Source organism: Brevundimonas nasdae (genome assembly GCF_019395145.1).
Classification (GTDB): Bacteria; Pseudomonadota; Alphaproteobacteria; order Caulobacterales; family Caulobacteraceae; genus Brevundimonas; species Brevundimonas nasdae.
Genome location: NZ_CP080034.1, coordinates 3,141,268 through 3,164,786, shown reverse-complemented (window position 1 = coordinate 3,164,786; position 23,519 = coordinate 3,141,268). Strand labels below are relative to the sequence as shown.

The window sequence follows — 23,519 nt, the reverse complement described above, 5'->3', positions numbered from 1 at the left end:
GGTTTGTCGCGCCCCTATGGCCTGATCGCCGCAGTCGGCGCAGCCCTCACTCCTTGCCGGGCAGGGCGCGGGGTTTGCGGTTCTCGTCTATGGCGACATAGGTGAAGACGCCTTGCGTAACCTGCACAGAGGCGACCTGCGGCTGGCCGCGCGCACGTTTCCAAGCCTCGACGCTGACGCGGATCGAGGTGCGGCCTGCATGGATGACCTCGGCGTAGATGCTGACCTCGTCGCCGACCGAGACCGGCTGGTGGAAGACCATGCCGTCCAGCGCCACCGTGGCGCACCGCCCGCAGGCCAGTTCGAACGCCGGGGTCGCCCCCGCCAGGTCCATCTGGGCCAGCAGCCAGCCGCCGAAGATGTCGCCCTCGGGGTTGGTGTCCGCCGGCATGGCGACGATGCGGCCGACGGGCTGGGTTTCGGGCGGATAGGCGGGCGTGTCGGACATGGGAGAAAGCTCTGGCGTTCGGGGAGGCGCTGTTCCTACGCCTCGGAAACGGGCTTGTCGCGTCTGGCGCGAGGCTTCCGGGGGACGGACAGGCTCAACTGCGAGCTTCGGATGGCCCTGGCGTCCTGAAGGGCGCGCCACGCCCCGCCAAGCTCCATCGCCATCAACAGGTGATCCTGGGTCAGAACGCCCCGGCGGGCGAGGCGAAACTCGGCGACGTCGTTCAGCAGGCGCGAGGCCTCGCGCACGTCCGCCCGATCCGACCGAGCCCCGAGGTCTTGAAGCCGCGCGAACCGCCAACCCTGTTCGGGCGGATGCTCCAGCGCCAAGGCGAACCGCGCCTCCGGCGTCATGTCCGCACCGAGGAACCGCCATTCCGTCTCGTTCGGCGCGCGGCGGTAGTGGCCCGCCTGGTCCGGCAGTCCGTTGGCCGCATAGACCTCAAGCGCTGCGGCTTCGATCTCATCCAGAGCCAGGGCCAGACCATCGGGCTCCGACGCTTCGACGGCTTCGGGGCGGGTGAAGGGATCGTGATCCGCACCTAGATCCTTGGCGCGCCTGCCGCCCGTCAGGCCGGAAAACAGGTCGCGCCAGGCCATGGGATCAGTTGTTGTTCAGGGTGCTGGTGACCGAGATGTCATAGACGACCCGCGTCATGCTCTGAACGACTTCGAAGAATTTCCGCATCTCGGCGGCGCCCGCCAGGGGCACATAGACCACGTCCTCCGGCATCACCTGCATATTGGTGGCGGCGAAGACATTGGCGGCGTCGGCGAAGTTCAACTCATAGACCACCGGCACGCCTCGCGGCGTCGCGGGTTGATTGATCCCCAGTGCCTGAGCGACTTCCGGCCGCTCGAAGCGAAAGACCATGACCCGCCGCGCGTTGGCGGCGTTGGTGTTCAGACCGCCGACCTTGGACATGGCCCCGGTCAGGGTCATGGGACCGGCGGGCATGTCCACCTGGGCCACGGCGTTCAGGGCGCCGAAGGTGGAGAAACGGCGCGGCTTGTACTGGACATTGATCACGTCGCCGCGCTGCAGGCGGACGTTTTCACCGAACTCGGTCGTCACGGCCGACAGGGGGGCGGTATAGGTCTGACCTGCGCGCTGGATCGAGATGGTCAGGTCGTCGGTGGAACGCGCCGAACCGCCTGCGGCGGCGATGACGTCCAGAATCCGGTCGCGGTTGACGCCGACCGGCACGCGGCCCGGCTGGCGAACGTCGCCCAGCACATTGACGCTGTTGGAGACATTGCCCGCAATGGCGACCATGACCTGCGGATTGGCGACCTTGCCGACCAGCGCGCGGCGGATGGCGGCGGCGGCCTGGGTGGAGGTCAGACCCTGGACATGAACCTGCCCAGCGAAGGGAATGGAGATCGAACCACTGCGATCCACGACGGCGCCCGGCAGGGCCTGGCTTCCACCCTCGATGCCGGCCGAGCGGCTATTGCTGCTCCCGCCGCCGCCGAACAGAGAGCCCGAAGGGTCGTAGATCGAAACGGCCAAGGTGTCGCCCTCGCCGATGATGTCGACGGGCTGTTCGCTGGAGGCCGACGCCAGGGTGCCGAAGAACTGCGGCGGGACATGTTTGATCCGCTCGGTCACTTCGTAGGTCAGCGGCACCAGGGCGTAGCTGCCGAGGGCCTGGGCCGTCGTCGCGCCGGAATCGATGGAGGCGCCGGAGGGTCCGTCGCGTGGAAGCGTGGAACAGCCGCCCAGAATGGCGACGATGGCAAGCGGCAGAATGGTGCGCGTCATGAAGCTGAAAAGCCCTCGTTCGCGGATTGATTACAAGTCTTTGCCCCTGCTCGCCAGAGGCGAAACGGGTTTCAGGCCGATGGCGTCGGCTACGATCTGGAAATGCCCCGGCCAGGTCGGGGCCGAATATCTGGACGGGGAAGGCGGCGGGACAGAGGCGGCCTGTTGGATCACGTTCAGCCAACCCAGTCCATCCAGCGGATCGACCATCTGTGCGTGGGGGGTCAGTTCACGATGCGGCGGAATATCCGAGGCGATCAGCGGCAGGCCCATGGCGCAGGCCTCGACGGCGGGCAGATCGAACCCCTCCACCGACGAGGGCGCCAGAACCGCCTGCGCACCGCGCATCAACCGCGCCAGAACCACATCCGACAGATTGGCCGCCTGATGCACGACCCCGCGCAAATTGGGTGTACGCTGCAGATGGTCCAGCACCGCCTCATTCTCCCAGCCGTAACGCCCGATCAGGACCAGCGAGGGCGTCTGGCCGCCCATCCGCTCCTCGAGCCTGCGCCACAGGGTCAGCAGCAGGGCCAGGTTCTTGCGCGCCTCGATGGTGCCGACATGGACGAAATAGGGTCGTGACGCCTGTATGGCCTCGCCCGCGACAAAGGCAGGCTCCAAGCCCAGGTGCGCGACATGGATCGGCGGCTGGGGCAGCCCCTCTCGCGACGCAAAGGCCCTCAGCTCATCGCCCGTATAGGCCGAGTTGACGATCACACGGCTGGCGTAGCGCAGGGTGTTGGCCACCCGGGCATAGTGTTTGTCGCCATCGCCAGGGCGGCAGAACTCGGGGTGGGTGATCGGAATCAGGTCGTGGATCAGGATCACCCGCTCGACGCCAGCAGCCTCGAGTTCCTGCAGGGCGGTCGATTCATGCAGGGTGGTGTGGCCGACGCTCAGATACAGGTCGGCACCCGGCAGACGCTGCGCGTGGTTGGAGCGGAAAAACTGTTTCAAGACCCGGGTCTTGTCGGCGGGCTTTTCCGGCGCGGGCGCGGGCGGGGCGCCGATGACCGAGGCGGCGGGGCGGTCCGGCGCCGTCAGGGCCTGCAGCAACCGAGCCTCATGCGCCAGATCGTCAGGGCTGCTGACCGCACCGTTCCAGCGCGCGCGCAGATCGACAACGAAGCGCCGGAACCAGTCGCCGTCGACGGTGACCAGCCGGTTCTTGCGCCCCCGGACGGGGATGGTCGTCACGTCAGAGCGCGACAACAACCATTCGGCATAGGCCAGACAGACCCGGTCCACCCCGGTGGGGGCGGAGCGGTCGGCCCGGCTCATCAACCGGCTGGCGTCGTAGAGGATTCTCATGGTCACGCGGTCAGGCGACGTAGCCCGCCTGCATCAGTTCGGCGATGTGGACGATGGCGACGGGGCGCCCCTCCTCCACCACGAACAGGTTGGAGATCTTGTTGGCCGTCAGCAGATCGACCACGTCGCTCATCCGCGCATTGGTGTCCACCGTGATCGGATTGGCGCCCATGATGTCGGCCGCGGTCAGGCCGTTGATGTCGCGCTGGAAGGCGCGGCGCAGGTCGCCATCGGTGACGATTCCGACCAGCGAACCGGCCTCATCCAGAACCGCGACGGCGCCCTTGCGCCCCTCGGTGACGGCGGAGACGACTTCGCTGAAACTGGCGCCCAGAGGCACGCTGGCGGGGGCGGCGGCGTTGTCGCCCATCCACTCGCGCACGCTCTGCAGGCTCATGCCCAGGGCGCCGCCCGGATGATGGAGGCCGAAGTCCATGGCCGTGAACTCTCGCCTATCCATCAGCACCATGGCCAGGGCGTCGCCCAGGGCCAGGGTCATCAGGGTCGAGGTCGTGGGGGCCAGTCCGTTGGGGCAGGCTTCTGCCACCTTGGGCATGGTCAGGCAGACGGCGGCGTTGCGGCCCAGGAAACTGGTCGGGCGCTGGGTGATGGCGATGACAGGGATGTTGTTGCGCTGGCAATAGATCAGGGGATCGCGCAGTTCGCGGCTCTCGCCCGAATTGGAGATGGCCAGAAGGGTCACGTCGGGACGCAGCATGCCCAGGTCGCCGTGGCTCATTTCCGCCGGATGGACGAAGAAGGCGTTGGTGCCCGTCGAGGCCAGGGTCGCGGCGATCTTGCCGCCGATATGGCCCGACTTGCCCATGCCGGTGACGACCACATAGCCGGGGCGGCTCATGATCACATCGACGGCGCGGGCGATGGAGACGTCGATGGAGCGCTCCAGCGCCTCCAGCGCCTCCATGTTCAGCTTGACGACCTCGCGCGCCCGTTCGGTCATGACGGCGATGGCGTCCGGCGACGAATGTTCGATCTCGGTCATCTGGCGACAGGCCCGTAGTCGGGCTCTCCTTTGTTCGAGGTTGCGGCCATTGCCCCACCCGCGCGTGGCGCGCAACTCGTCCTTTTCAGACGCCTTTGTCGCTTTCTGGTCAACCTTTGCCGGTCTGGCGCGTTGCAACACCGGGGAACAAAAGAAAGAGCCGAAGCCTCATGCCGTCTCGCGCCGGAACCGTCGACCTCATCCTGCCTGCACCGCCTGTACGGGGAGACCACATGGCCCTGTTCCTGGACATGGACGGCGTTCTGGCTCCCCTGGCCCCGACGCCGGGAGAGGTCGGGCCGGTCGCCCGCCGCACCGCCGCGTTGAAGGCGCTCGACCTTCGTCTAGGGGGCCGCGTCGCCATCATCAGCGGCCGCACCATCGCCGAGATCGACCGGATTTCCGACCATGCCCTGACCGCCGCCTCCGGCGTGCACGGGCTGGAGCGGCGGCGTCATGATGGCGAGACGGAGCGAAAACCGGCCGACGACGGCGTCGCCTACGCGCTTGAGGCCTTTGAGGCCTTCGCTGCGCACCGTCCGGGCATGATCGTCGAGGACAAGGGGGTTTCCGCCGGGCTCCACTATCGCGGCGCCCCCGATCAGGCGCGCGCCGCCGAGGCGCTGGCCGACCGCCTGCAGATCGAAACCGGTCTGACGCTGCAGCCTGGCCATATGGTGCTGGAGCTGAAGACACCCGGCGCGACCAAGGGCACGGCCTTGACCGCCTTCATGCGCGAGGCGCCGTTCAAAGACGCCCTGCCCGTCATGGTCGGGGACGACGTGACCGATGAAGACGGGTTCGAGGCCGCCAAGGCCCTGGGCGGCTACGGCGTTCTGGTCGGCCCCGTCCGCCCGACCGCCGCCCGTTACGGGCTGGACGACGTCGACGCCGTCCTGACCTGGCTGGAAGCCCTCGCCGAGGCCCAGACGTGAGCCTGAATGCGAGCATGAAACCCAATCTGGATCTCTGGCCCATCGGCAACTGCGCCATCAGCGCCCTGATCGATCGGCAAGGCCGCTTCGTCTGGGCCTGCGCCCCGCGCGTGGACGGCGATCCGGTCTTCTCCGCCCTGATGAACGGCGACACGCCCGATCACGGCTTCTGGGCCGTCGAACTGGAGGATCAGGTCAGCGTCGACCAGGCCTATGTGCGCAACACCCCTGTGCTGCGCACCGTGCTGACCGCCAGAGACGGCGCGGCGGTCGAGATCATCGACTTCGCCCCCCGCCACGCCAAACACGCCCGCACCTATCGCCCGCTGGCCTTCGGGCGGATCGTCCGGCCGCTGAACGGCACGCCGCGTGTCAGGATGAGGCTGCGCCCATCGACGGACTGGGGCGCCAGGGCCGCGCCCCACACCTCGGGCTCGAACCACATCCGCTTCATCTGCCCGGACATCGTCTTTCGCCTGACCACCGACTGCCCGGTCTCGCACATTCTCAATGAACGGACGATCCGGCTGGAGCGGCCCTATTACTTCTTCCTCGGCCCGGACGAGGGCTATGACCAGGACATCAGCACCGGGGTTCAGGCCGCGCTGGATCGCACGGTGGACTATTGGCAGAGCTGGGTTCAGACCCTGTATCTGCCGCTGGACTGGCAGGACGCGGTCATCCGCGCCGCCATCACCCTGAAGCTCTGCGCCTACGAAGAGACAGGGGCCATCGTCGCGGCCATGACCACCTCGGTGCCCGAGTTCCCCGAGAGCGGGCGCAACTGGGACTACCGCTACTGCTGGATCAGAGACGCCTACTACACGGTGCGGGCGCTGAACCGGCTGGGCGCGGTGGACATTCTTGAGAACTATCTCGGCTATCTGAGAAACCTGGTCGATGACGCGGCGGGCGGCCACGTCCAGCCGGTCTATGGCGTGGGCCTGGAGCCCGGCATCGGTGAAAGCATCATCGAGAGCGTCGAGGGCTATCGCGGCATGAAGCCGGTGCGGATCGGCAATCAGGCGCACGAGCATCTGCAACACGACGTGTACGGACAGATCGTCCTGCCGCTGGTTCAGGCCTTTTATGACCAGCGGCTGCTGCGGCCCGGCACGGTGGAGGATTTCCATGCGCTGGAGAAGGTCGGCGAGCGCGCCTTCGCCATGCATGACCAGACCGACGCCGGATTGTGGGAGTTCCGCACCATCGCGCGGGTCCACACCTATTCCTCGGTCATGTGCTGGGCGGCGTGCGACCGTCTGGCCAAGGCGGCGGACCATCTGGGCCTGCAGCCGCGCGGCGAGATCTGGCGCGAGCGAGCGGCCATCATCCGTCAACGGATCGAGGCCGAGGCCTTCCTGCCCGACGAGGGACGGTTCGCCGCCAGCTTCGGCAATCGCGAACTAGACGCCTCGCTGCTGCAGATGACAGACCTGGGCTTCCTGGAGGCGCATGATCCGCGTCAGGTGGCCACCTTCGACGCCATCGAGCGCGACCTGAAGAAGGGCGCCTTCCTGTTCCGCTATGTCGAGCCGGACGATTTCGGCGAACCAGAGACGGCCTTCAACTTCTGCACCTTCTGGTTCATCGAAGCCCTGCTGCAGAACGGGCGCGCCGCCGAGGCCCGCACCATCTTCGAGGAGATGCTGAGCCGCCGCACGGCGGCGGGCCTCCTCAGCGAGGACATCTCCATCGAGGACGGAGAACTGTGGGGCAATTATCCGCAGACCTATTCCCTGGTCGGCATCATCAATTGCGCCGTGTTGTTGAGCCGATCCTGGACCGACGTGCGTTAAGACCTGAACCGCCTTTTTCCGTCCCTGGGCTGGGGACGCCGCCAGCAGTGAGTAGATGAGCCGCCTGATCGTTGTTTCGAACCGCGTATCCGCACCCAGGGACCCCGCCGCCGGGTCCGCCGGGGGCCTCGCCATGGCCCTGTCTGCGGCCCTTCGGAAATACGACGGCCTGTGGTTCGGCTGGTCCGGCGAAACCGTCGAACAATGGACCGGCGAGGTGAAGATCGAGGATCGGGCCGGGGTCACGGTGGCCCTGGTCGATCTGGAGCCGCACGACGTCGACGAATATTACAACGGCTACGCCAACAAGACCCTGTGGCCCCTGTTCCACCACCGCACCGATCTGGCCCAGTACGAACGGTCATACGGCGAGGGTTATGAGCGGGTGAACCGCCGCTTCGCCGAGGTTCTGGCGCCCCTGATCCAGCCCGACGACATGATCTGGATCCATGACTATCACATGATCCCGATGGCGCGGGACCTGCGCCGCCTGGGCGTGCGCAACCGGATCGGCTTCTTCCTGCACACCCCCTGGCCGACGCGCCAGCTTCTGGTCACCCTGCCCCACCACCGGCGTCTGGTGGAATCCATGTTCGACTTCGACCTGATCGGCTTCCACACCCAGGAATGGAGCGACCTGTTCACCGACTATGTGGTCAGCGAGGCGCGGGGCGAACTGTTCGGCGACGGCGGGCTGGAGTGTTTCGGACGCCGCGTCCAGACGGGTGTCTTCCCCATCGGCATCGACGTCGAGGGCTTCCTGGCCGCGCGCAACTCGACGCTGGGGGCGCGGACCTATGACCGGATGGCCGCCTCCGCCGCCTTCCGCAAGATGATCGTCGGCGTGGACCGGCTGGACTACTCCAAGGGGCTGGAGGAGCGGCTGCTGGGCTATGAGCAGTTCCTGCAGGACAATCCGTCGATGCGGGGCGAGGTCTTCCTGTTGCAGGTGACGCCGATCTCACGCGACGACGTGGATTCCTATCAGGACATCCGCGCGCGGCTGGACGCCCTGGCCGGGCGGATCAACGGCGCCTTTGGCGACATGGACTGGCAGCCGATCCGCTATCTGAACCGCACCTATCGCCGCGACCAGCTGGCGGGCATCTATCGGGCGGCGCGGGTGGGTCTGGTCACGCCCCTGCGCGACGGCATGAACCTGGTGGCCAAGGAATATGTCTGCGCCCAGAACCCGGAAGATCCCGGCGTGCTGATCCTTTCGCGGTTCGCGGGCGCGGCCGAGCAGATGGGCGAGGCCCTGCTGGTCAATCCCTACAGCCGCGAGGAGTTATCCGACGCCATCCACAAGGCCCTGACCATGCCGCTGGACGAGCGCATCCGCAAATGGGAGGCGTTGATGCAGGTGGTGCGCGACACCGACGTCGGCATCTGGCGCGACGCCTTCGTCAAGGCCCTGCTGCCCGCCGACGGCGAGCCGGAAAACAGCCAGTGGCCGGGGGCGGCCTAGCCCCCGTTTCGCCCCACTCGGGCATCAGCGCAGGTCGAAGGCCAGCAGCAGGGTGCGTTGCATCGGATTGAAATTGTCGTCGGACAGGATGTAGAGCCGCGTCGCGTCGCCCCGCCGCTCGGCTGCGACCCCTTCGAAATTATCCGTCGTTCCCGGCAGCTTCAACTCAACCAGCACCGGCCCCAGCGACCCGTCCAGCGACAGGCGGCGAATGCGGGCGCGCAGGTCGATGGGCGCGCGATAGCGGCGCTCGACCACGAACCAGCCGTCGCCCGACGGGTCGCGGTCCATGCCGGTGATGCGCCAGCCGCTGAGGGGAACCGGCGTCTGCGGCGGCGATGTCACCACCACGCAACGCGCAGGGGTGCAGTCCCACAGGCCGCCTGCCTCGCCCGCGATGCGCCATCCGTCGGCGGTGATCGACACCGCCTCCATCCCGTCATTCTCGGCGAAGTCGAAATCGGGAATGCGCAAGGCCTGCGGGTCGGGCCGAATGGCCGACAGGGGGCCGTAATTCCACAGCCGATGGTTCCGCTCGAAACTGACCAGCAGGTCGCCGTGCGGGGTCAGGGCCAGGCCTTCGGCGTCGCCGTCACGCTTGTCGGCGATGGGCTGACCGTTCTGCAGTGTCAGGCGGCGGGTGCGCAGATGGTCCAGTCCGACCAGACGCCCCTGCCCATCCAGCCGCAGGTCGGCGATGACCAGATCGCCGAAATCCGACACCATGACCACGCCGCCGTCGCCGGTCAGCTTCAGGTCCGACAGGCTGTGAACTGGCGAGGTCGGGTCGGCGATGACCGCCAGCCCGCCCGCATAGGTCACGCCGGACGCCAGCACCACGCCGCCCGGCAGGCCCAGACCGACGCTGCGAAGTTGCACAGCCGCTGGCGTCCATCCGTCCGTGACCAGAGGATAGGGTTGCGGCGGTCCCAGCGACGCCGCACAGGCCGTCAGGGTCAGGGCCGCCCAGACCGCCGTCAGACGGCGAATCCGTTTCACGCCGCGCGTTTCTTCTGAACCCGCCGCGTCGGGCCGGCGGCGCTGTCAGCCTCGAACAGTTCGGCCAGCTTCTCGGTCATGGCCCCGGCCAGCTGCTCCACGTCCACAATGGTCAGGGCCTTGCGGTACCAGCGGGTCACGTCATGGCCGATGCCGATGGCCAGAAGCTCGACCGGCGAGCGATCCTCGATCTCGGCGATCACCTGACGCAGGTGCTTGTCCAGATAGAGGGCGGCGTTGGCCGACTGGGTCGAGTCGTCGACCGGCGAACCGTCGGAAATGACCATCAGGATGCGGCGCTGCTCGGTGCGGGCCAAAAGGCGCCCGTGCGCCCACTGCAGGGCCTCGCCGTCGATGTTTTCCTTCAACAGGCCTTCGCGCATCATCAGGCCCAGGTTCTTCTTGGCCCGGCGCCACGGCGCGTCGGCGGCCTTGTAGATGATGTGGCGCAGGTCGTTCAGACGGCCCGGATTGGCGGGCTTTCCCGCGCTGATCCAGGCTTCGCGGCTCTGCCCGCCCTTCCAGGCGCGCGTGGTGAAGCCCAGAATCTCGACCTTGACCCCGCACCGCTCCAGCGTCCGCGCCAGGATGTCGGCGCAGACCGCCGCCACCATGATCGGGCGCCCGCGCATGGAGCCGGAGTTGTCCAGCAGCAGAGTCACCACCGTGTCGCGGAACGGGCTTTCGCTCTCGGCCTTGAACGACAGGGGGGCGGTGACGTCGGTGACGATCCGGGTCAGGCGCGCGGTGTCCAGCATCCCCTCTTCCAGATCGAAGATCCAGGATCGGTTCTGCTGGGCCAGCAGACGGCGCTGCAGTTTGTTGGCCAGGCGCGAGACCACGCTGGACAGCACCGCCAGCTGGCCGTCCAGCAGGACGCGCAGGCGATCCAGCTCCATCGGGTCGCACAGGTCGGCGGCGTCCACCACCTCGTCATAGGCGGTGGTGAAGACGCGGTAGGCGTCAATGGCCCGGCCGTCGTCGGCGGTCTGCTGGCGGTTGGGCTGTTCGCCCTCCTGCAGTTCGGGGCCTTCGTCGGAGGCCTGGCCGTCAGGGTCGGCGGGCGCGCCTTCGGGGCGGCTCTCGCGTTCATCCTCCGAAGACTGATCGTCGGCGTCGCCCTCCATCGACTGCGAGCCTTCGCCGCCGTCCTCCTCTTCTTCCTCATCCTGATCGTCGTCAGACGCAGGATCCTGGGGGTCCGGCTCCTCGTCGCCGGGATCTTCGGACGCGTCCTCGCCGCGCCCGTCGGCGGGATCGAGGTCAAGCGCGCGCAGCACCTCGCGCAGCTTCAGGGCGAAGGCGGCCTGATCACCCGCCGCAGCCGCCAGGGCGTCCAGCTTCTCGCCGGCCTTGGCCTCGATATTGGCCCGCACCAGATCCAGCATGGCCCTGGCGCCGTCCGGGGCAGGCCGTCCGGTCAGCCGTTCGCGCACCAGCAGGGCCACGGCCTCGGACACCGGCACCCGCTCCGGCTCGTTGATGCGCAGGGCGCCTGTCCGCTCCAGGCGCGTGACCAGGGCGGCGTCCAGATTGCCGCGCACCCCGGCCAGAAACTCGGACCCGACCGCCTCGACCCGCGCCTGTTCGGCGGCCTCGAACACCTCGGCGGCCTTGCTGTCGGTGGGGCGCAGCCGCCCGTCCACAGCCGGATCATGATTGGCCAGGCGCAGGGCCAGCCGGTCGGCCTGACCGCGCAGCGACGCGCTTTCAGGCCCGGACGGATCGCGGGGCGGATGGGGCAGGGTCAGGACGCCGCCAACCATTTTCGGCCCGTCGGAGCCGAACACGACTTCCAGTTCCGGCTGTTCAGCCAGGGCGCGGGCGGCATGGCCCAGCGCGCGCTTGAAGGTTTCGGCGGGAGTATCCGGGGCGGCCATGCCTTCAGTTAGTCGCTAACCGCCCGCGATAAAAGCGCTCTCAGCCCTGTTTTAGAATCGGCACCCGGCGGCCGTAGGTCAGGCAGCGCCACACCCACTCCAGCGGCCCCATGCTGAACCGCGCCAGCCACAGCGGCGACCAGATCAGCTGCAGCGCCCAGACGACGACAACCACGCCCCACTGCCCGACATAATCCACCTGTCCGAACAGGCGCGGCCCCCACGGCATGTAGAAGATGGTGGTCATGATCAGGGTCTGGGTCAGATAGTTGGTGAAGGCCATCCGCCCCACCGGCCTCAACGCCGCCGTCGCCCAGTCCAGACCGCGCGTGGTCAACAGGATGATCAGGCTGGCGTAGCCCAGGGTGATCAGGATCGGGAAAGCCATGGCCGCATCCGCCAGACCACCGGTCGGATGGCCGCCCGCAGGCGCCATGACCTCGATCCATTTCAGCCCGCCCAACAGGGCCAGCATCGTCGCGCCGACAGCGGCCACCACAAGATAGGTCCGCGTCGAGGCCTGTCCGCCGAAGAAGCCCGACTTGAACAGCCCCATGCCCAGCATCATCAGCGGGATGGTCGAAAAGACGAACACGGTCACGCTCATGCCCTGGACGAACAGCCAGGCCGACAGGTTCTGCCCCATGGCCGCGCCCCAGCCGCTGCGATAGGCGGCGATGGAGGCCTGAACGGCGGCGACGTCGAAACCGGGCGCCCCGCCCTGCATCTCATTGACCAGAGCCTCCGGGCCCGACACCGCCAGCCAGGCCATGACCGCGTGCAGCCCCCCCATCACCAGCGTCGCCCCCAGGCCGATGGCGATCAAACGCCGGGCGGACATCGACCGCATCAGCATCACGAACAGACCGGACCAGGCGTAGAGCAGCAGCACGTCGCCGTACCACAGGACCAGACCGTGGATCAGGCCGATGACCGCCAGCCAGAACAGGCGCCGCCGCAACAGACGCCCGCGCGCCGCATCGCTGCGCTCGCCGCCGACCAGATACAGGGACGCCCCGAACAGCAGGGCGAACAGGGTCAGGAATTTCTGCTCGAAGAAGACCTCGACCGCCCAACGCGCCACGGCGTTGGCGCCGACCAGCGCAAACGGGCTTAGCGCAGGCTCGCCATAGGCCATGAAGGGCAATGAGAAAGCCGAGGCGTTGACCGCCAGTATGCCCAGGATCGCCAGCCCCCGCATGGCGTCCAGAGACGCGATCCGCAAACGCGGCGCGACCGGCGCCAAGGCCTGAATTCCTGCCTGAATTCCAGCTGCGTCAGACATCGGATCCCCCAAGCCTCGCCCGTTCTATTCAGGTCCTGGGCATCAATCCCAGGCGATCCTTGACCACCGGCTTGGCCTCAAAGGCGATGAAGGCCGCGCATAGGCCCGCCCACAGGCCGTAGCTGATGCCGACGATGATCGACAGGGGCAGGGCGCCCACGCCGAAGATCAGCAGAGTGGTCTCCGCGGCGCCCAGGGCCTGCATGACGTTGCCCGACGCCATCGCGCCCAGCGCCGTCAGGGCCAGGGCCATGACCACCTGAAGCACCGCCGCCAGCAGTCCGCCGAACAGCATGAAGCGCCAGACCACGCCCAGGCGCGAACCCGGCCTGCCGTTGCGGCGACGCTCGACCTGCACCCGCCACAGGCCCAGCGGTGCGGCGATCAGGCCGATGACCAGCACCATCAGCCGCCAGTCCAGCTCCCAGCCCGGCATCCATGAACTGGGCGGCCAGATCGGCAGGGTCAGGATCAGCGGCGGCCAGGCGGCCCCGGCCAGGGCGGCGGCGATCGTGAAGACAGAGCCCGGACGCTCGACGATCCGCGCCTGACCGGGCAGATCCTCATAGCTCTCGAACCGGCCGCTCATCGTGTCGGCACCGGGGTTTCGCCCGAATAGTCATAGAAGCCGCGCCCGCTCTTGCGGCCCAGCCACCCCGCCTCGACATATTTCACCAGCAGCGGACAGGGCCGGTATTTGCTGTCGGCCAGGCCGTCGTACAGCACGTTCATGATGGCCAGCACCACGTCCAGCCCCATGAAGTCGGCCAGCTCCAGCGGCCCCATCGGGTGATTGGCGCCCAGACGCAGGGCCTTGTCGATGGAGGCGACATTGCCGACCCCTTCATACAGGGCGAAGATCGCCTCATTCATCATCGGCACCAGGATGCGGTTGACGATGAAGGCCGGGAAATCCTCGGCGTCGGTGGTGGTCTTGCCCAGGCTCTCGGCGAAGGCGACGGCGGCGGAATGGGTTTCGGCCGAGGTGGCGATGCCGCGGATGATCTCCACCAGCTTCATTACCGGCGCGGGCTTCATGAAGTGCAGGCCCACGAACCGGTCGGGCCGGTCCGTCGCCGAGGCCAGACGGGTGATCGAGATCGAGGAGGTGTTGGACGCCAGCAGCGTCTGCGGCCCCAGATGCGGAATGACCTGGGTGTAGACGCCCTTCTTGACCGCCTCGTCCTCCAGCGCCGCCTCGATCACCAGGTCTGCTCCCGTGACGGCGTCTGCGATGGTGGTGACGGCGGTGATGCGTTTCAGGGCCGCATCGGCGTCGGCCTGGGCGATCAGGCCGCGGCCCGTATGACGCGCAAGACTGGCCGCGATCTCGCCCTGGGCCAAGGGCAGGCGCTGGGCGTTCACGTCATAAAGCCGGACAGAATAACCGCCCAGGGACACCGCGTGGGCGATGCCTGCGCCCATCTGTCCGGCGCCGATGACGGCGACTGTGGAGATCGTGCTCATGAACCGTGGTCGAAAATGGTCGGGGCGGGCACCTTAGGAAGGTGCGAGCGCGGCGCAAGGGGCCATCGGCGCCCCAAGGTCAGATTCCGACCCTTTCGTGTCGCCGCGAACCCCGGTCCGGACCGCCGGGCGCGCCCGGCGGTTGCGTCTCAGCCCAGCATGGCGATCAGAGCGGGCGCCGCCGAGCGGTTGAACAGCACGGTCACGAACTGCAGCAGCAGGATCACCACGATGGGCGAGATGTCGATGCCGCCCAGGCTGGGGATCATGCGGCGGAACGGCTCCAGCAGCGGGCTGGTGATCCGGTCCAGGAAGGTGCCGACCGAATAGACGAAACGATTGCGGTAGTTGACCACGTCAAAGGCCACCAGCCAGCTCAGGATGGCCTGCGCGATGATGAACCAGATCATCAGACTGATGATGGTGTTGATCAGCCAGACGATGGCGTAACCCATGAAGTGTCTCCCTAGAGCGAAACCGGCTTCTAGACTGTCGCCCGCCGCCCGACAATCCAGGCGTCGCCCCTGCGCCCATTGCGCGCACAAGCCCGTTGACACCGCGCCCGCGCCCCTCTTATGTCCCGACCTCGCCTGGGGCCCGATCCAGCACTGGAAACGGGGCCGTAGCTCAGTTGGTAGAGCGCGTCGTTCGCAATGACGAGGTCAGGGGTTCGATTCCCCTCGGCTCCACCAGGCGGTCCGCAGAAATCAGATCGAACAGCGTAACCCGGTCTTAAGCGGTGCTGTGCAGGGTGTGCGCATGGATCGTCGCGCACTTTTGGGTCTGGCCGCTGTGGCGGCGGCAGCTGCTCCGGCCAAGGCGTCTTCGGGTGGGGCTGCGCCTGCGTCGGCGGAGACCTATTTCCGGCTGCCAGTCGTGACGGCCACCATCTTGCTGGCCAATGGCCGGCGGGGCGTTCTGTCGATCGAGACGGGCGTGGATGTGCCGGATGCGGCCCTGAGGGCGCGGGTGCGGGCATCGGGTCCGCGTTTGCGCTCGGCCTATAATGAGGCGGCCCAGAGGTTCGCCAGCGGGATGCGGCCCGGAATGCCGCCGGACGTCGATCAGCTTGCGGCGGCCCTGCAGGGGGCGACCAATGCGGCCTTGGGCCGGGCGGGCGCGCGGCTGCTGCTGGGCACGGTGATGGCGCTCTGACGCCGCCGTGCCGAGGCTCTACAGGAACGAATAGGGGTCCACGTCCACCGTCAGGCGGACCGAACCCGGAACCTTGACCCGCGACAGCCAGGCGCGCAGGAAGGCCTGGATGTTGACGTCCCGGTCGGCGCGCACCAGCAGCCGCTTGCGCCTGCGTCCCCGCACCAGGGCCAAGGGGGCGTCTGCGGGGCCGTAAACCTCCAGCCGTTCGGCGTTGGGAATGGCCTGGGCCAGATCATTGGCCAGCTTCTCGACCGCCTGCGCATTCTCGCTGGACAGGATGATCGCCGCCAGACGGCCATAGGGCGGCAGGGATGCGGCCTCGCGCTCGGCCATCTCGGCCTCGACGAAGGCGTCGCGATCCCCGGCGGCCAGGGCCATCAGCACCGGATGTTCGGGCGTCCAGGTCTGGAGCAGGGCCCGTCCCGGCTTGTCCGCACGACCCGCCCGACCTGTCGCCTGGGCCAGCAGCTGATAGGTGCGTTCGGCCGCGCGCAGGTCGCCGCCGCGAAGCCCTAGGTCCGCGTCCACCACGCCCACAAGCGTCAGCCCGGGGAAGTTATGCCCCTTGGCCGCCGCCTGGGTGGCGACCAGAATATCGATCTCGCCGTCCGTCATCCGCTGGATCAGGGCGCGAGCGGACTTGCCGTCCGGCACGGTGTCGGAGCTGAAGACGGCGGTGCGGGCCTCGGGGAACAGCTGGCGGACCTCCTCCTCGACCCGTTCGACGCCGGGGCCGACGGAGACCAGCGAATCCTCTGCTCCGCATGACGGGCACAGCTTGGGTCGCGGCATGGAGAAGCCGGTCAGATGGCAGACCAGCCGCCCGGTGTAGCGATGCTCGACCAGCCAGCTGTCGGTGTCGGGCGCGGTCAGCCGGTGCCCGCAGGCCCGGCACAGGACCACGGGCGCATAGCCGCGCCGGTTCAGGAACAGCAGCACCTGCTCCTTGCGGATCAGGGTCTCGCCGATGGCTTCGCGCAGGGGCTGGGACAGCCAGGTCTGGGGATCAGGCGGGTTCTGGCGCAGGTCCAGCAGGGCGATGTCCGGCATCACCGCCACGCCGTGACGCGCGCCCAGCTTCAGCCAGGCGTAGCGCCCCTGCTGGGCGTTCCACAATGTCTCCAACGACGGCGTCGCCGAGGCCAGGACCACCGCCGCCCCCTCGATCCGCGCCCGTGCCACGGCCAGGTCGCGGCCATGATAGACGAGGCCCTCCTCCTGTTTGAACGAGGTGTCGTGTTCTTCGTCCACGATCAGCAAGCGCAGGTTGACGAAGGGCAGGAACAGGGCCGAGCGGGCGCCGACGACGATGTTGCAGCGGCCTGCCGACACCGCCTCCCACACCTGACGACGGCGGGGCGGGGCGACGCCGGAATGCCATTCGGCGGGGGCGGCGCCGAAGCGGGCGGCGATCCGCTCGATCAGGGCCTGGGTCAGGGCGATTTCGGGCAGCAGGATCAGGATCTGGGCCGTGGGCTCGGCGCGCAGCACCCGCGCGATGGCCTCCAGATAGGCCTCGGTCTTGCCCGAACCGGTCACCCCGTCCAGCAGAAAGGGCTTGAACCCGCCGTCAGCCACGCCCTGGGACAGGGCCTCAGCCGCCGCCACCTGATCGCCGTTCAAAGTGGCGGGGGCATGGTCGGGATCGGGGGCGTCGAAGGCCGCCTCCGCCGCGATCTCGACCGCCTCCAGCACCCCCTCGTCGACCAGGCCCTTGATGACGCCGGAGGACACCCCGGCGGCGCGGGCCAGATCGGCAGGCGTCAGGGTCTGTGCGCCCAGGGCCTCCAGCACCGCCAGCCGGGCCGGCGTGGCGCGAAGAGGCTGGCGTCGCTCCACGCGGCGCACCCGGCGTTCAGGGCGCGGACGCGGCGCCCGCAGACCCTTCAGGGCCGTCGCCGCCATCTCGCCCGGCGGCGACAGAGTCCATCGCGCGGCCCATTCGACAAAGTCCACCACGCGCGGCGGCAGGGGCGGATCATCCAGACGCGCGTCCACCGCCTTCAGCCGCCGGTTCGATCCGGTCGTCTCGAACACCTCGGCGACCACGCCGCGCACCAGGCGTGGGCCGAGCGGCGCCGCCACCTGATCGCCGCGCGTCAGGTTCAGCCCCTCGGGGACTTCATAATCGAAGGCCTCCGGCACGGGCAGGGGAATGAGGACCGAGGCGACTTTCATTGTTCCTCTCCTCCCCATGACATGGGGAGGGGGACCGCGAAGCGGTGGAGGGGTTCTTGAAGTCTCACAACGGTCCGCAATACTGAAAAGCCCCCTCCGTCACGGCCCCGGCAGGCGCCGCGCCACCTCCCCATCCGCTGCGCGAACAGGGAGGAGAAAGAGGCTCGCCTCCACGCTTCGGTGACGCTAAAACCCCATCTCATGAAACTCTTTCTCGACACCGCCGACATCGCCTCCATCAAGGAACTGCTGCCCACGGGCATGGTCGATGGGGTCACCACCAATCCGTCGCTGATCGCCAAGTCGGGTCGGAACATCGCCGAGGTCATTGCTGAGATTTGCGCGCTCGTCGAGGGGCCGATCTCTGCAGAGGCCGTCGCGACCGATTTCGAGACCATGGTCAAGGAAGGCGACAAGCTGGCCGCCATCGCCCCCAACGTCGTGGTGAAGCTGCCCCTGACCTGGGACGGGCTGCGGGCCTGCCGCGTGTTTTCGGACAAGGGGATCAAGACCAACGTCACCCTGTGCTTCTCGGCGGCCCAGGCCATGCTGGCGGCCAAGGCGGGTGCGACCTTCGTGTCGCCCTTCGTCGGTCGTCTGGAGGACAATGGCGCGGACGGCATCGCCCTGCTGGAGGAAATCCGCGTCCTGTATGACGTGCATGGCTTCGAGACGGAAATCCTGGCCGCGTCGCTGCGCAATGTCGCCCATGTGACCGCCGCCGCCGTCGCCGGATCGGACGCCGCCACCTTCAGCGCGGACACTTTCAAGGCCCTGGTAAAGCACCCGTTAACCGACAAGGGGCTTGATGCCTTCCTGGCGGACTGGGGCAAGACCGGCCAGTCGATTCTGTAACATTGCGTTCTCGGAGAGGTCTCTTGAGCGATTCATTGGGCCTCTTTGAAACGTCGGAAACGGACGCAACCCCGCATCTGGGCGACAATCTGCATTGGCCCGAGGTGCGCGGCTGGCTGCAGACCCATCCCCAGACCCTGCTGGACGACCGGTCCCTGCTGGAGGAGATCGGTCTGCGTCCGCATGGCCGCAATGTCGTGGATTTCGGCGCCGCCGCCCTGACCCGGCTCGAAGCCGTGGTCGAGCGCGAGACCGGCGCCCGGCGCGAGGTCGAGACCATCGCCCGCGCCAATTTCGCCGCCCAGACCCAGACCCATGTCGCCACCCTGGACCTGATGGAGGCGCGCAATCATTCCGACCTGGCCCGGCGGCTGGACGGGGCGGCCCAGGGTCGGTTCGGCCTGGCGGGCGCCGCCATCGCCATGGAGAAGCCCGGCGGCGTGCCGTTCGGCTGGCGCGCGCTGGAAGAAGGCGACGTCGACAATCTGCTGGGCGAACACGGCCTGATCTGGCTTGGCCCGATGATCGAGGGGCTGAACTTCTTCGGCGCCGTCGAGGATCAGGTGAAGTCCATCGCCCTGGTCCGCATGGCCCCGCATCTGACGCCGGGCGAACCGCCGCGCCCCTGCATCTGCGCCTTCGGCTCGCCCGAGGAAGACGGCTTCACCCCCAATATGGGCTGCGAACTGGCGGCCTTCCTGGCGCGGGTGACGGAACGGATGGCCGAGCGATGGCCTGTGCTGGTCTGACAAGTGCTGGCATGACCGCCTCAGAGGCCCTAATGGCCTGGCTGGAGCATCTGGCGCATGAGCGACGGCTGTCGCCCCGGACGCTGGAGGCCTACGGCCATATCGGGCGGCTCTATGTCGCCTTTCTGGAGCGTCATCGCGGCGAGACCCTGTCGCTGAAGGCCATGGGAACCATCACGGCCGCCGAGGTGCGCGCCCATATGGCCGAGCGGCGCCAAGGTTCAAAGGAGGCCGGCGATCATTCTCTCGGCGCGCGGTCGCTGAGCCAGAGCCTGTCGGCCATTCGAGGGTTTCACGCCTTTCTGGACCGGCGAATGGACACGCCCGCTCCGCAGTTGGCGCTGGTGCGCGGCCCGCGCATCAAGCCCTCCCTGCCCCGTCCGGTGACCGAGGACCAGGCGCGCGGCCTCTTGGCCGAACCTGACGCCGATCCCGACGCCGAACCGTGGGAGGCTGCGCGCGACCGGGCCGTCCTGACCCTGCTGTACGGCTGCGGCCTGCGGATATCAGAGGCCCTGAGCCTGACCCGCGCCGACGCCCCGCTGGGTGAGACGGTGCGCATCATCGGCAAGGGATCGAAGACCCGGATCGTGCCGGTCCTGCCCGCCGTGCGCGAAGCGGTGGACGCCTATCTGGCGCTGCAGCCTTTCCCGCTTCAGCCGAGCGACGCCCTGTTCCGCGCCCGACGCGGCGGACCGCTCAGCCCCCGTCACGTTCAGGCCAGCGTCCAGAGGCTGCGCGGACGGCTGGGCCTGCCGGAGCGCACCACGCCCCACGCCCTGCGCCACAGTTTCGCGACCCACCTGCTGGGGGCAGGCGCCGACCTGCGGTCGATCCAGGAGCTTCTCGGCCACGCCAGTCTGTCGACGACCCAGAAATACACCGGCGTCGACGCCGATAGACTTTTGAACGCCTATGCGGCGGCCCACCCCCGCGCCTAGATTGGGCGCATGAGCCACGACATTCTCGCCATCGGTCTGCCCGGCCTCGCCGATGATCTTCTGACCCGTCGCGCCCCGTCGCTGGGCTGGACCGTGCATCGCCCCGGCCCGGACGGTCTGCCCCCGCCGCAGGCGGCCGAACGCATCACCGCCATAGCCGCCGCCGGATCGTCGCCTGTCGACGCCCGGCTGATGGACGCCCTGCCCAATCTGAAGATCATCTCGGTCCATGCCGTCGGCTATGACCTGGTCGATCTGGCCCACGCCCGGTCGCGCGGGATCGTGGTCACCCATACGCCGGACGTGCTGAACGACGATGTGGCGGACATGGCCCTGCTGCTGACGCTGGCGACCCTGCGCCGCCTGCCCGCGATGGACGCCTATGTCCGCGCCGGACGCTGGGCTGAGGACGGGCCGCCGCCCCTGTCGCGCACCGCCAGCGGTCTGCGCTACGGCCTGTTGGGTCTGGGCCGGATCGGCCAGGCCATCGCCAGCCGCCTGGCCCCCTTCGCCGGAAAGATCGCCTATCACACCCGCAACCCCGTCGCGGGCGCCCCGTGGCGGCATGAACCCCGGCTGGTCGATCTGGCCGCCTCGGTCGATGTGCTGATCGTCATCGTGCCGGGGGGCGACGCGACACGCGGCCTGGTCTCGGCCGAGGTTCTGGAGGCGCTTGGCCCCACCGGCGTCCTGATCAATGTGGCGCGCGGCGAGGTGGTGGATCAGGCGGCGCTGATCGAGGCCCTGACCCACGGCCGTCTGGGCGGCGCAGGGCTGGACGTCTTCGCCGACGAACCCAGTGTGCCGCAGGCCCTGAGCGACAGCGACCGCTGCGTCCTTGCGCCCCACGTCGCCTCGGCCACCGTCGAGACCCGCACCGCCATGGCCGAGCGCATGATCGCCAATCTGCAGGCCGTCTTCGCCGGCAAGCCGCCCGTTTCGCCGGTTCCCGAATAGACTTAGCGGTTTTGTGGGGCCGACGCCTGCGGCGAGTGTTCGCCTATCACCCGGCCCAGAGCACGCGGCTGGTCCGGCACGGCATAGCTGATCGGCAGCGGACAGTTGTTCTGATCGCGACGATCCAAAAGCATGTATTTTCGGACCTGTCCGTCCGGTGTCTGGGCGCCATCGAAGCGCAGAGTCGACAGCGTCGATCCCGCCGATGTCGACGGCGTCAAATCGGCCTGAATCAAACCATCGCTGCAGATCTGAAGCAGCCTGTCCCTGACGGAAACGACAGGTGTTTGGTCAACGGAGCGCGGCGGCGGCGAAACGGCCAACTGGCCGGACAGGGCAAGCGCGAGAAGGGTCAGCATGGGCGGCCTCCTGTGGTGGACCAAGACTACTGCCGCAACTCAGGATTGGCCAGCCGCACGATGTCCGTTCTTTTCCTTCAGGATGACGAGCAGGCTCGGCTTTTCCGTCATCCTGAAGGTCTATAGTTCGTCACGGCCCGCTGGGGCTTGAGGAGGACAGGCGTTTGCGCCCGCCAGTTCACGATCCGACGCCGCCGACCGCATCGCGACGCGATGCGCTGGGCCTCTTGGCCTCAACCCCCTTTCTGGCCGCCGCCCAGGATCAGTCCTCCCCTTCCGAAGAAGTGCGGCTGCTGCAGAACCTGCTGACCCGGATGGGGGTCGAGGTCCGGTTGGAGGGCGACAGTCCGCGTCTGTTCTTCATCGACACCGGCGCCGAGGCCAGCGCCGTCTCCGTTGAACTGGCCCAGAGCCTGGGCCTGCCGCCCGGCCCTTCGGTCAATGTGCACGGGGTCACCGCCGCCGAGATCACGCCGACGGTGCGGGTCGCCCGGATCGACATCGGACGCCAGAGTTTCACCGACCTGACCCTTCCGGTCTTTCCCCGCAGCCTTCTGGGCGCCGACGGCCTGCTGGGGCTGGACCTGCTGTCGCGGTTCCGCCTGACCCTGGACATGAGCGCGCGGCGGGTGACCCTTTCACAGTCGGGCTCCCGCGACGCCCCTGTCCTACGCGACGCCCAGGCCAGCTACAGCCTGCGGCAGCGAGAGGTCGTCGTCACCGGGCGCCGGGGCCAATCCGGCCAATTGATCCTGACCCGGGTCGAGGCGGATGGCGTCGACGTGTCCGCCTTCATCGACAGCGGGGCGCAGTATTCCATCGGCAACCTGGCCCTCATGCGGGCGGTCGGGGTCAGCCAGTCCAATGACGCCGCCCGCATGGTCCGTCTGCTCGGCATTGTCGGCGGCGGGGTCACGGCCCAGACGGGAACCGTGCGGTCGCTGAAGGTGGCGGGCCGGGCGCTCGGGCCGACGCCCCTGCTGTTCGCCGACCTGCACGCCTTTGGCGTCATGAACCTGATCGAGCAGCCAGCCCTGCTGCTGGGCGGCGACCTCCTGACCCGGTTCAGCCGCATCAGCCTGGACTACGGCCGCAACCGCGTGACCTTCGGTGGCCTGCTTCGCCGCCCTGCGCCCAGACCCGAGGTCAGATCGCCTTGATCGCCCCCCCGTCCAGACGGATCAGCGAGCCGGTGACATAGGCGGCCAACGGGCTGGCCAGGAAGGCGGCGACGGCGCCGAACTCCTCGGTCGTGCCGATGCGGCCGACGGGGATGGATTTCACCGATTCCGCGCGAGCCTCCGCAGGGGTCACGCCGGTGCGTTCGGCGGCGGACTTGTCCAGGCTCTGGATGCGCGGGGTGTCGATGCGGCCCGGCAGCAGGGTGTTGACCGTCACCCCGTCGGGGCCGACCTCGTTGGCCAGGGTCTTGGCCCAGGCCGCGACCGAGGCCCGCAGGGTGTTGGACACGCCCAGCGCCGCCGACGGCTCCACCACTGTTATCGAGGCGACGTTCAGAATGCGGCCCCAGCCCGCCGCCCGCATGCGAGGCAGCACCCGGTCCGTCAGGCGGAAGACCGACAGCACCATGGATTCGAAATGATCGCGCCATACCGTCGGCTCCAGGTTCGACACGCCCGACGGCGGCGGTCCGCCCGTGTTGTTCAGCAGGATCTCGATATGGCCGCCCAGCAGCTCCTCAGCCAGATCGGCGGCCTTGAGCAGGGCCTCGTGATCGGACAGATCGGCGGTGACCGCCACCGCCTTGCCGGGACCTGCGGCGTTCAGTTCGCCGGCGACCGCCTGAAGCTTGGCCGCATCGCGCGACAGCAGGGCGACATGGGCGCCTTCCGCGACCAGCGCCGTCGCCACCGCCCGGCCCAGACCCGAGGATCCGCCGCAGATCAGGGCGCGTTTTCCGGTCAGTTTCAGGTCCATGTCGATCTCCTTGCTGGGCGTC

General features: G+C 68.2%; 23 protein-coding genes and 1 tRNA gene. 10 read left to right on the top strand and 14 right to left on the bottom strand.

Annotated elements, in window-relative coordinates; all coding sequences use genetic code 11:
* Positions 1–46: 46 nt before the first annotated feature.
* From KWG56_RS15400 to KWG56_RS15380, 5 genes are read right to left on the bottom strand one after another with little or no spacing between them, the layout of a single operon-like run.
* Entirely contained in the window at positions 47–448 is a 402-nt protein-coding gene (locus tag KWG56_RS15400; RefSeq protein WP_219352810.1) for an acyl-CoA thioesterase, read from the bottom strand.
* Between the two features lie 35 nt (positions 449–483).
* Complete coding sequence (locus KWG56_RS15395; protein ID WP_219352809.1) at positions 484–1,047, bottom strand: hypothetical protein; 564 nt, start codon at positions 1,045–1,047, stop codon at positions 484–486.
* Positions 1,048–1,051: 4 nt separating this feature from the next.
* Positions 1,052–2,212, bottom strand: a complete 1,161-nt coding sequence (locus KWG56_RS15390; RefSeq protein WP_219352808.1) for a polysaccharide biosynthesis/export family protein — start codon at positions 2,210–2,212, stop codon at positions 1,052–1,054.
* Positions 2,213–2,242: 30 nt separating this feature from the next.
* Positions 2,243–3,526, bottom strand: a complete 1,284-nt coding sequence (locus KWG56_RS15385; RefSeq protein ID WP_219352807.1) for a glycosyltransferase family 4 protein — start codon at positions 3,524–3,526, stop codon at positions 2,243–2,245.
* A gap of 10 nt (positions 3,527–3,536) precedes the next feature.
* Entirely contained in the window at positions 3,537–4,529 is a 993-nt protein-coding gene (locus tag KWG56_RS15380) for a KpsF/GutQ family sugar-phosphate isomerase (protein WP_219352806.1), read from the bottom strand.
* Between the two features lie 170 nt (positions 4,530–4,699).
* Here KWG56_RS15380 and otsB point away from each other — a divergent pair, with 170 nt between their 5' ends.
* Genes otsB through KWG56_RS15365 form a run of 3 tightly spaced genes read left to right on the top strand, consistent with a single transcriptional unit; the run spans position 4,700 to position 8,731 of the window.
* Positions 4,700–5,464, top strand: coding sequence for a trehalose-phosphatase (gene otsB / locus KWG56_RS15375; RefSeq protein ID WP_373274034.1), 765 nt, complete (start codon positions 4,700–4,702; stop codon positions 5,462–5,464).
* A gap of 14 nt (positions 5,465–5,478) precedes the next feature.
* Complete coding sequence (locus KWG56_RS15370; protein WP_219352805.1) at positions 5,479–7,263, top strand: glycoside hydrolase family 15 protein; 1,785 nt, start codon at positions 5,479–5,481, stop codon at positions 7,261–7,263.
* 55 nt (positions 7,264–7,318) lie between these two features.
* Entirely contained in the window at positions 7,319–8,731 is a 1,413-nt protein-coding gene (locus tag KWG56_RS15365) for an alpha,alpha-trehalose-phosphate synthase (UDP-forming) (protein WP_201098346.1), read from the top strand.
* A gap of 24 nt (positions 8,732–8,755) precedes the next feature.
* Here the strand turns inward: KWG56_RS15365 and KWG56_RS15360 are convergent, their stop codons facing one another.
* The 6 genes from KWG56_RS15360 to KWG56_RS15335 form a co-directional block, all read right to left on the bottom strand.
* A complete protein-coding gene (locus KWG56_RS15360) occupies positions 8,756–9,730 on the bottom strand; it encodes an esterase-like activity of phytase family protein (RefSeq protein ID WP_219352804.1) in 975 nt (324 codons plus the stop codon).
* Entirely contained in the window at positions 9,727–11,610 is a 1,884-nt protein-coding gene (cobT, locus tag KWG56_RS15355; protein WP_219352803.1) for a cobaltochelatase subunit CobT, read from the bottom strand. Before cobT ends, KWG56_RS15360 begins: the two co-directional genes overlap by 4 nt.
* 40 nt (positions 11,611–11,650) lie before the next feature.
* The gene (locus KWG56_RS15350) at positions 11,651–12,895 is read right to left on the bottom strand and encodes a DUF418 domain-containing protein (RefSeq protein WP_219352802.1); all 1,245 of its coding nucleotides are present in this window, start codon (positions 12,893–12,895) and stop codon (positions 11,651–11,653) included.
* A gap of 28 nt (positions 12,896–12,923) precedes the next feature.
* Positions 12,924–13,484, bottom strand: a complete 561-nt coding sequence (locus KWG56_RS15345; RefSeq protein WP_219352801.1) for a phthalate transporter — start codon at positions 13,482–13,484, stop codon at positions 12,924–12,926.
* The gene (locus tag KWG56_RS15340) at positions 13,481–14,362 is read right to left on the bottom strand and encodes a 3-hydroxybutyryl-CoA dehydrogenase (protein ID WP_219352800.1); all 882 of its coding nucleotides are present in this window, start codon (positions 14,360–14,362) and stop codon (positions 13,481–13,483) included. Before KWG56_RS15340 ends, KWG56_RS15345 begins: the two co-directional genes overlap by 4 nt.
* A 149-nt stretch (positions 14,363–14,511) precedes the next feature.
* Complete coding sequence (locus KWG56_RS15335; RefSeq protein WP_201098358.1) at positions 14,512–14,817, bottom strand: YggT family protein; 306 nt, start codon at positions 14,815–14,817, stop codon at positions 14,512–14,514.
* Positions 14,818–14,978: 161 nt separating this feature from the next.
* Here KWG56_RS15335 and KWG56_RS15330 point away from each other — a divergent pair.
* Together KWG56_RS15330 and KWG56_RS15325 are read left to right on the top strand one after the other, a co-directional pair.
* Positions 14,979–15,054: transfer RNA gene (locus KWG56_RS15330), tRNA-Ala, on the top strand.
* 67 nt (positions 15,055–15,121) lie between these two features.
* Complete coding sequence (locus tag KWG56_RS15325; protein WP_219352799.1) at positions 15,122–15,517, top strand: Tat pathway signal protein; 396 nt, start codon at positions 15,122–15,124, stop codon at positions 15,515–15,517.
* An 18-nt stretch (positions 15,518–15,535) separates the two neighbouring features.
* On the opposite strand, the gene KWG56_RS15320 is transcribed toward KWG56_RS15325, so the two are convergent.
* The gene (locus KWG56_RS15320; protein WP_219352798.1) at positions 15,536–17,698 is read right to left on the bottom strand and encodes a primosomal protein N'; all 2,163 of its coding nucleotides are present in this window, start codon (positions 17,696–17,698) and stop codon (positions 15,536–15,538) included.
* Positions 17,699–17,899: 201 nt separating this feature from the next.
* Here KWG56_RS15320 and fsa point away from each other — a divergent pair, with 201 nt between their 5' ends.
* Genes fsa through KWG56_RS15300 form a run of 4 tightly spaced genes read left to right on the top strand, consistent with a single transcriptional unit; the run spans position 17,900 to position 21,200 of the window.
* Positions 17,900–18,553, top strand: a complete 654-nt coding sequence (gene fsa / locus KWG56_RS15315) for a fructose-6-phosphate aldolase (protein ID WP_219352797.1) — start codon at positions 17,900–17,902, stop codon at positions 18,551–18,553.
* A gap of 35 nt (positions 18,554–18,588) precedes the next feature.
* On the top strand, positions 18,589–19,302 hold the full coding sequence (locus tag KWG56_RS15310; protein WP_201098897.1) for a DUF484 family protein: 714 nt from the start codon (positions 18,589–18,591) through the stop codon (positions 19,300–19,302).
* Positions 19,303–19,313: 11 nt separating this feature from the next.
* Entirely contained in the window at positions 19,314–20,243 is a 930-nt protein-coding gene (locus KWG56_RS15305; RefSeq protein WP_219352796.1) for a tyrosine recombinase XerC, read from the top strand.
* 9 nt (positions 20,244–20,252) lie between these two features.
* Positions 20,253–21,200, top strand: coding sequence for a 2-hydroxyacid dehydrogenase (locus tag KWG56_RS15300; RefSeq protein WP_219352795.1), 948 nt, complete (start codon positions 20,253–20,255; stop codon positions 21,198–21,200).
* A 2-nt stretch (positions 21,201–21,202) separates the two neighbouring features.
* Here KWG56_RS15300 and KWG56_RS15295 read toward each other — a convergent pair whose 3' ends face one another.
* Positions 21,203–21,559: a hypothetical protein gene (locus tag KWG56_RS15295; RefSeq protein ID WP_219352794.1), complete on the bottom strand. Its 357-nt coding sequence runs from the start codon at positions 21,557–21,559 to the stop codon at positions 21,203–21,205.
* Between the two features lie 164 nt (positions 21,560–21,723).
* Here KWG56_RS15295 and KWG56_RS15290 point away from each other — a divergent pair, with 164 nt between their 5' ends.
* Positions 21,724–22,719 (top strand): pepsin/retropepsin-like aspartic protease family protein, encoded by a 996-nt coding sequence (locus tag KWG56_RS15290; protein ID WP_219352793.1) that lies wholly within the window; start codon positions 21,724–21,726, stop codon positions 22,717–22,719.
* Here the strand turns inward: KWG56_RS15290 and KWG56_RS15285 are convergent.
* Positions 22,706–23,497 (bottom strand): SDR family oxidoreductase, encoded by a 792-nt coding sequence (locus KWG56_RS15285; RefSeq protein ID WP_219352792.1) that lies wholly within the window; start codon positions 23,495–23,497, stop codon positions 22,706–22,708. The two genes, KWG56_RS15290 and KWG56_RS15285, sit on opposite strands and share 14 nt — an antisense overlap.
* Positions 23,498–23,519 lie beyond the last annotated feature (22 nt).

What these genes read in the sequence shown, in the direction of transcription:
- cobT (WP_219352803.1), bottom strand. Translation starts at nt 11,610, where the DNA reads ATGGCCGCCCCGGATACTCCCGCCGAAACCTTCAAGCGCGCGCTGGGC.
- fsa (WP_219352797.1), top strand. Translation starts at nt 17,900, where the DNA reads ATGAAACTCTTTCTCGACACCGCCGACATCGCCTCCATCAAGGAACTG.
- KWG56_RS15320 (WP_219352798.1), bottom strand. Translation starts at nt 17,698, where the DNA reads ATGAAAGTCGCCTCGGTCCTCATTCCCCTGCCCGTGCCGGAGGCCTTC.
- KWG56_RS15370 (WP_219352805.1), top strand. Translation starts at nt 5,479, where the DNA reads ATGAAACCCAATCTGGATCTCTGGCCCATCGGCAACTGCGCCATCAGC.
- KWG56_RS15385 (WP_219352807.1), bottom strand. Translation starts at nt 3,526, where the DNA reads ATGAGAATCCTCTACGACGCCAGCCGGTTGATGAGCCGGGCCGACCGC.
- KWG56_RS15350 (WP_219352802.1), bottom strand. Translation starts at nt 12,895, where the DNA reads ATGTCTGACGCAGCTGGAATTCAGGCAGGAATTCAGGCCTTGGCGCCG.
- KWG56_RS15365 (WP_201098346.1), top strand. Translation starts at nt 7,319, where the DNA reads ATGAGCCGCCTGATCGTTGTTTCGAACCGCGTATCCGCACCCAGGGAC.
- KWG56_RS15340 (WP_219352800.1), bottom strand. Translation starts at nt 14,362, where the DNA reads ATGAGCACGATCTCCACAGTCGCCGTCATCGGCGCCGGACAGATGGGC.
- KWG56_RS15390 (WP_219352808.1), bottom strand. Translation starts at nt 2,212, where the DNA reads ATGACGCGCACCATTCTGCCGCTTGCCATCGTCGCCATTCTGGGCGGC.
- KWG56_RS15400 (WP_219352810.1), bottom strand. Translation starts at nt 448, where the DNA reads ATGTCCGACACGCCCGCCTATCCGCCCGAAACCCAGCCCGTCGGCCGC.
- KWG56_RS15300 (WP_219352795.1), top strand. Translation starts at nt 20,253, where the DNA reads ATGAGCCACGACATTCTCGCCATCGGTCTGCCCGGCCTCGCCGATGAT.
- KWG56_RS15395 (WP_219352809.1), bottom strand. Translation starts at nt 1,047, where the DNA reads ATGGCCTGGCGCGACCTGTTTTCCGGCCTGACGGGCGGCAGGCGCGCC.
- KWG56_RS15345 (WP_219352801.1), bottom strand. Translation starts at nt 13,484, where the DNA reads ATGAGCGGCCGGTTCGAGAGCTATGAGGATCTGCCCGGTCAGGCGCGG.
- KWG56_RS15305 (WP_219352796.1), top strand. Translation starts at nt 19,314, where the DNA reads ATGACCGCCTCAGAGGCCCTAATGGCCTGGCTGGAGCATCTGGCGCAT.
- KWG56_RS15325 (WP_219352799.1), top strand. Translation starts at nt 15,122, where the DNA reads ATGGATCGTCGCGCACTTTTGGGTCTGGCCGCTGTGGCGGCGGCAGCT.
- KWG56_RS15380 (WP_219352806.1), bottom strand. Translation starts at nt 4,529, where the DNA reads ATGACCGAGATCGAACATTCGTCGCCGGACGCCATCGCCGTCATGACC.
- KWG56_RS15295 (WP_219352794.1), bottom strand. Translation starts at nt 21,559, where the DNA reads ATGCTGACCCTTCTCGCGCTTGCCCTGTCCGGCCAGTTGGCCGTTTCG.
- KWG56_RS15285 (WP_219352792.1), bottom strand. Translation starts at nt 23,497, where the DNA reads ATGGACCTGAAACTGACCGGAAAACGCGCCCTGATCTGCGGCGGATCC.
- KWG56_RS15335 (WP_201098358.1), bottom strand. Translation starts at nt 14,817, where the DNA reads ATGGGTTACGCCATCGTCTGGCTGATCAACACCATCATCAGTCTGATG.
- otsB (WP_373274034.1), top strand. Translation starts at nt 4,700, where the DNA reads ATGCCGTCTCGCGCCGGAACCGTCGACCTCATCCTGCCTGCACCGCCT.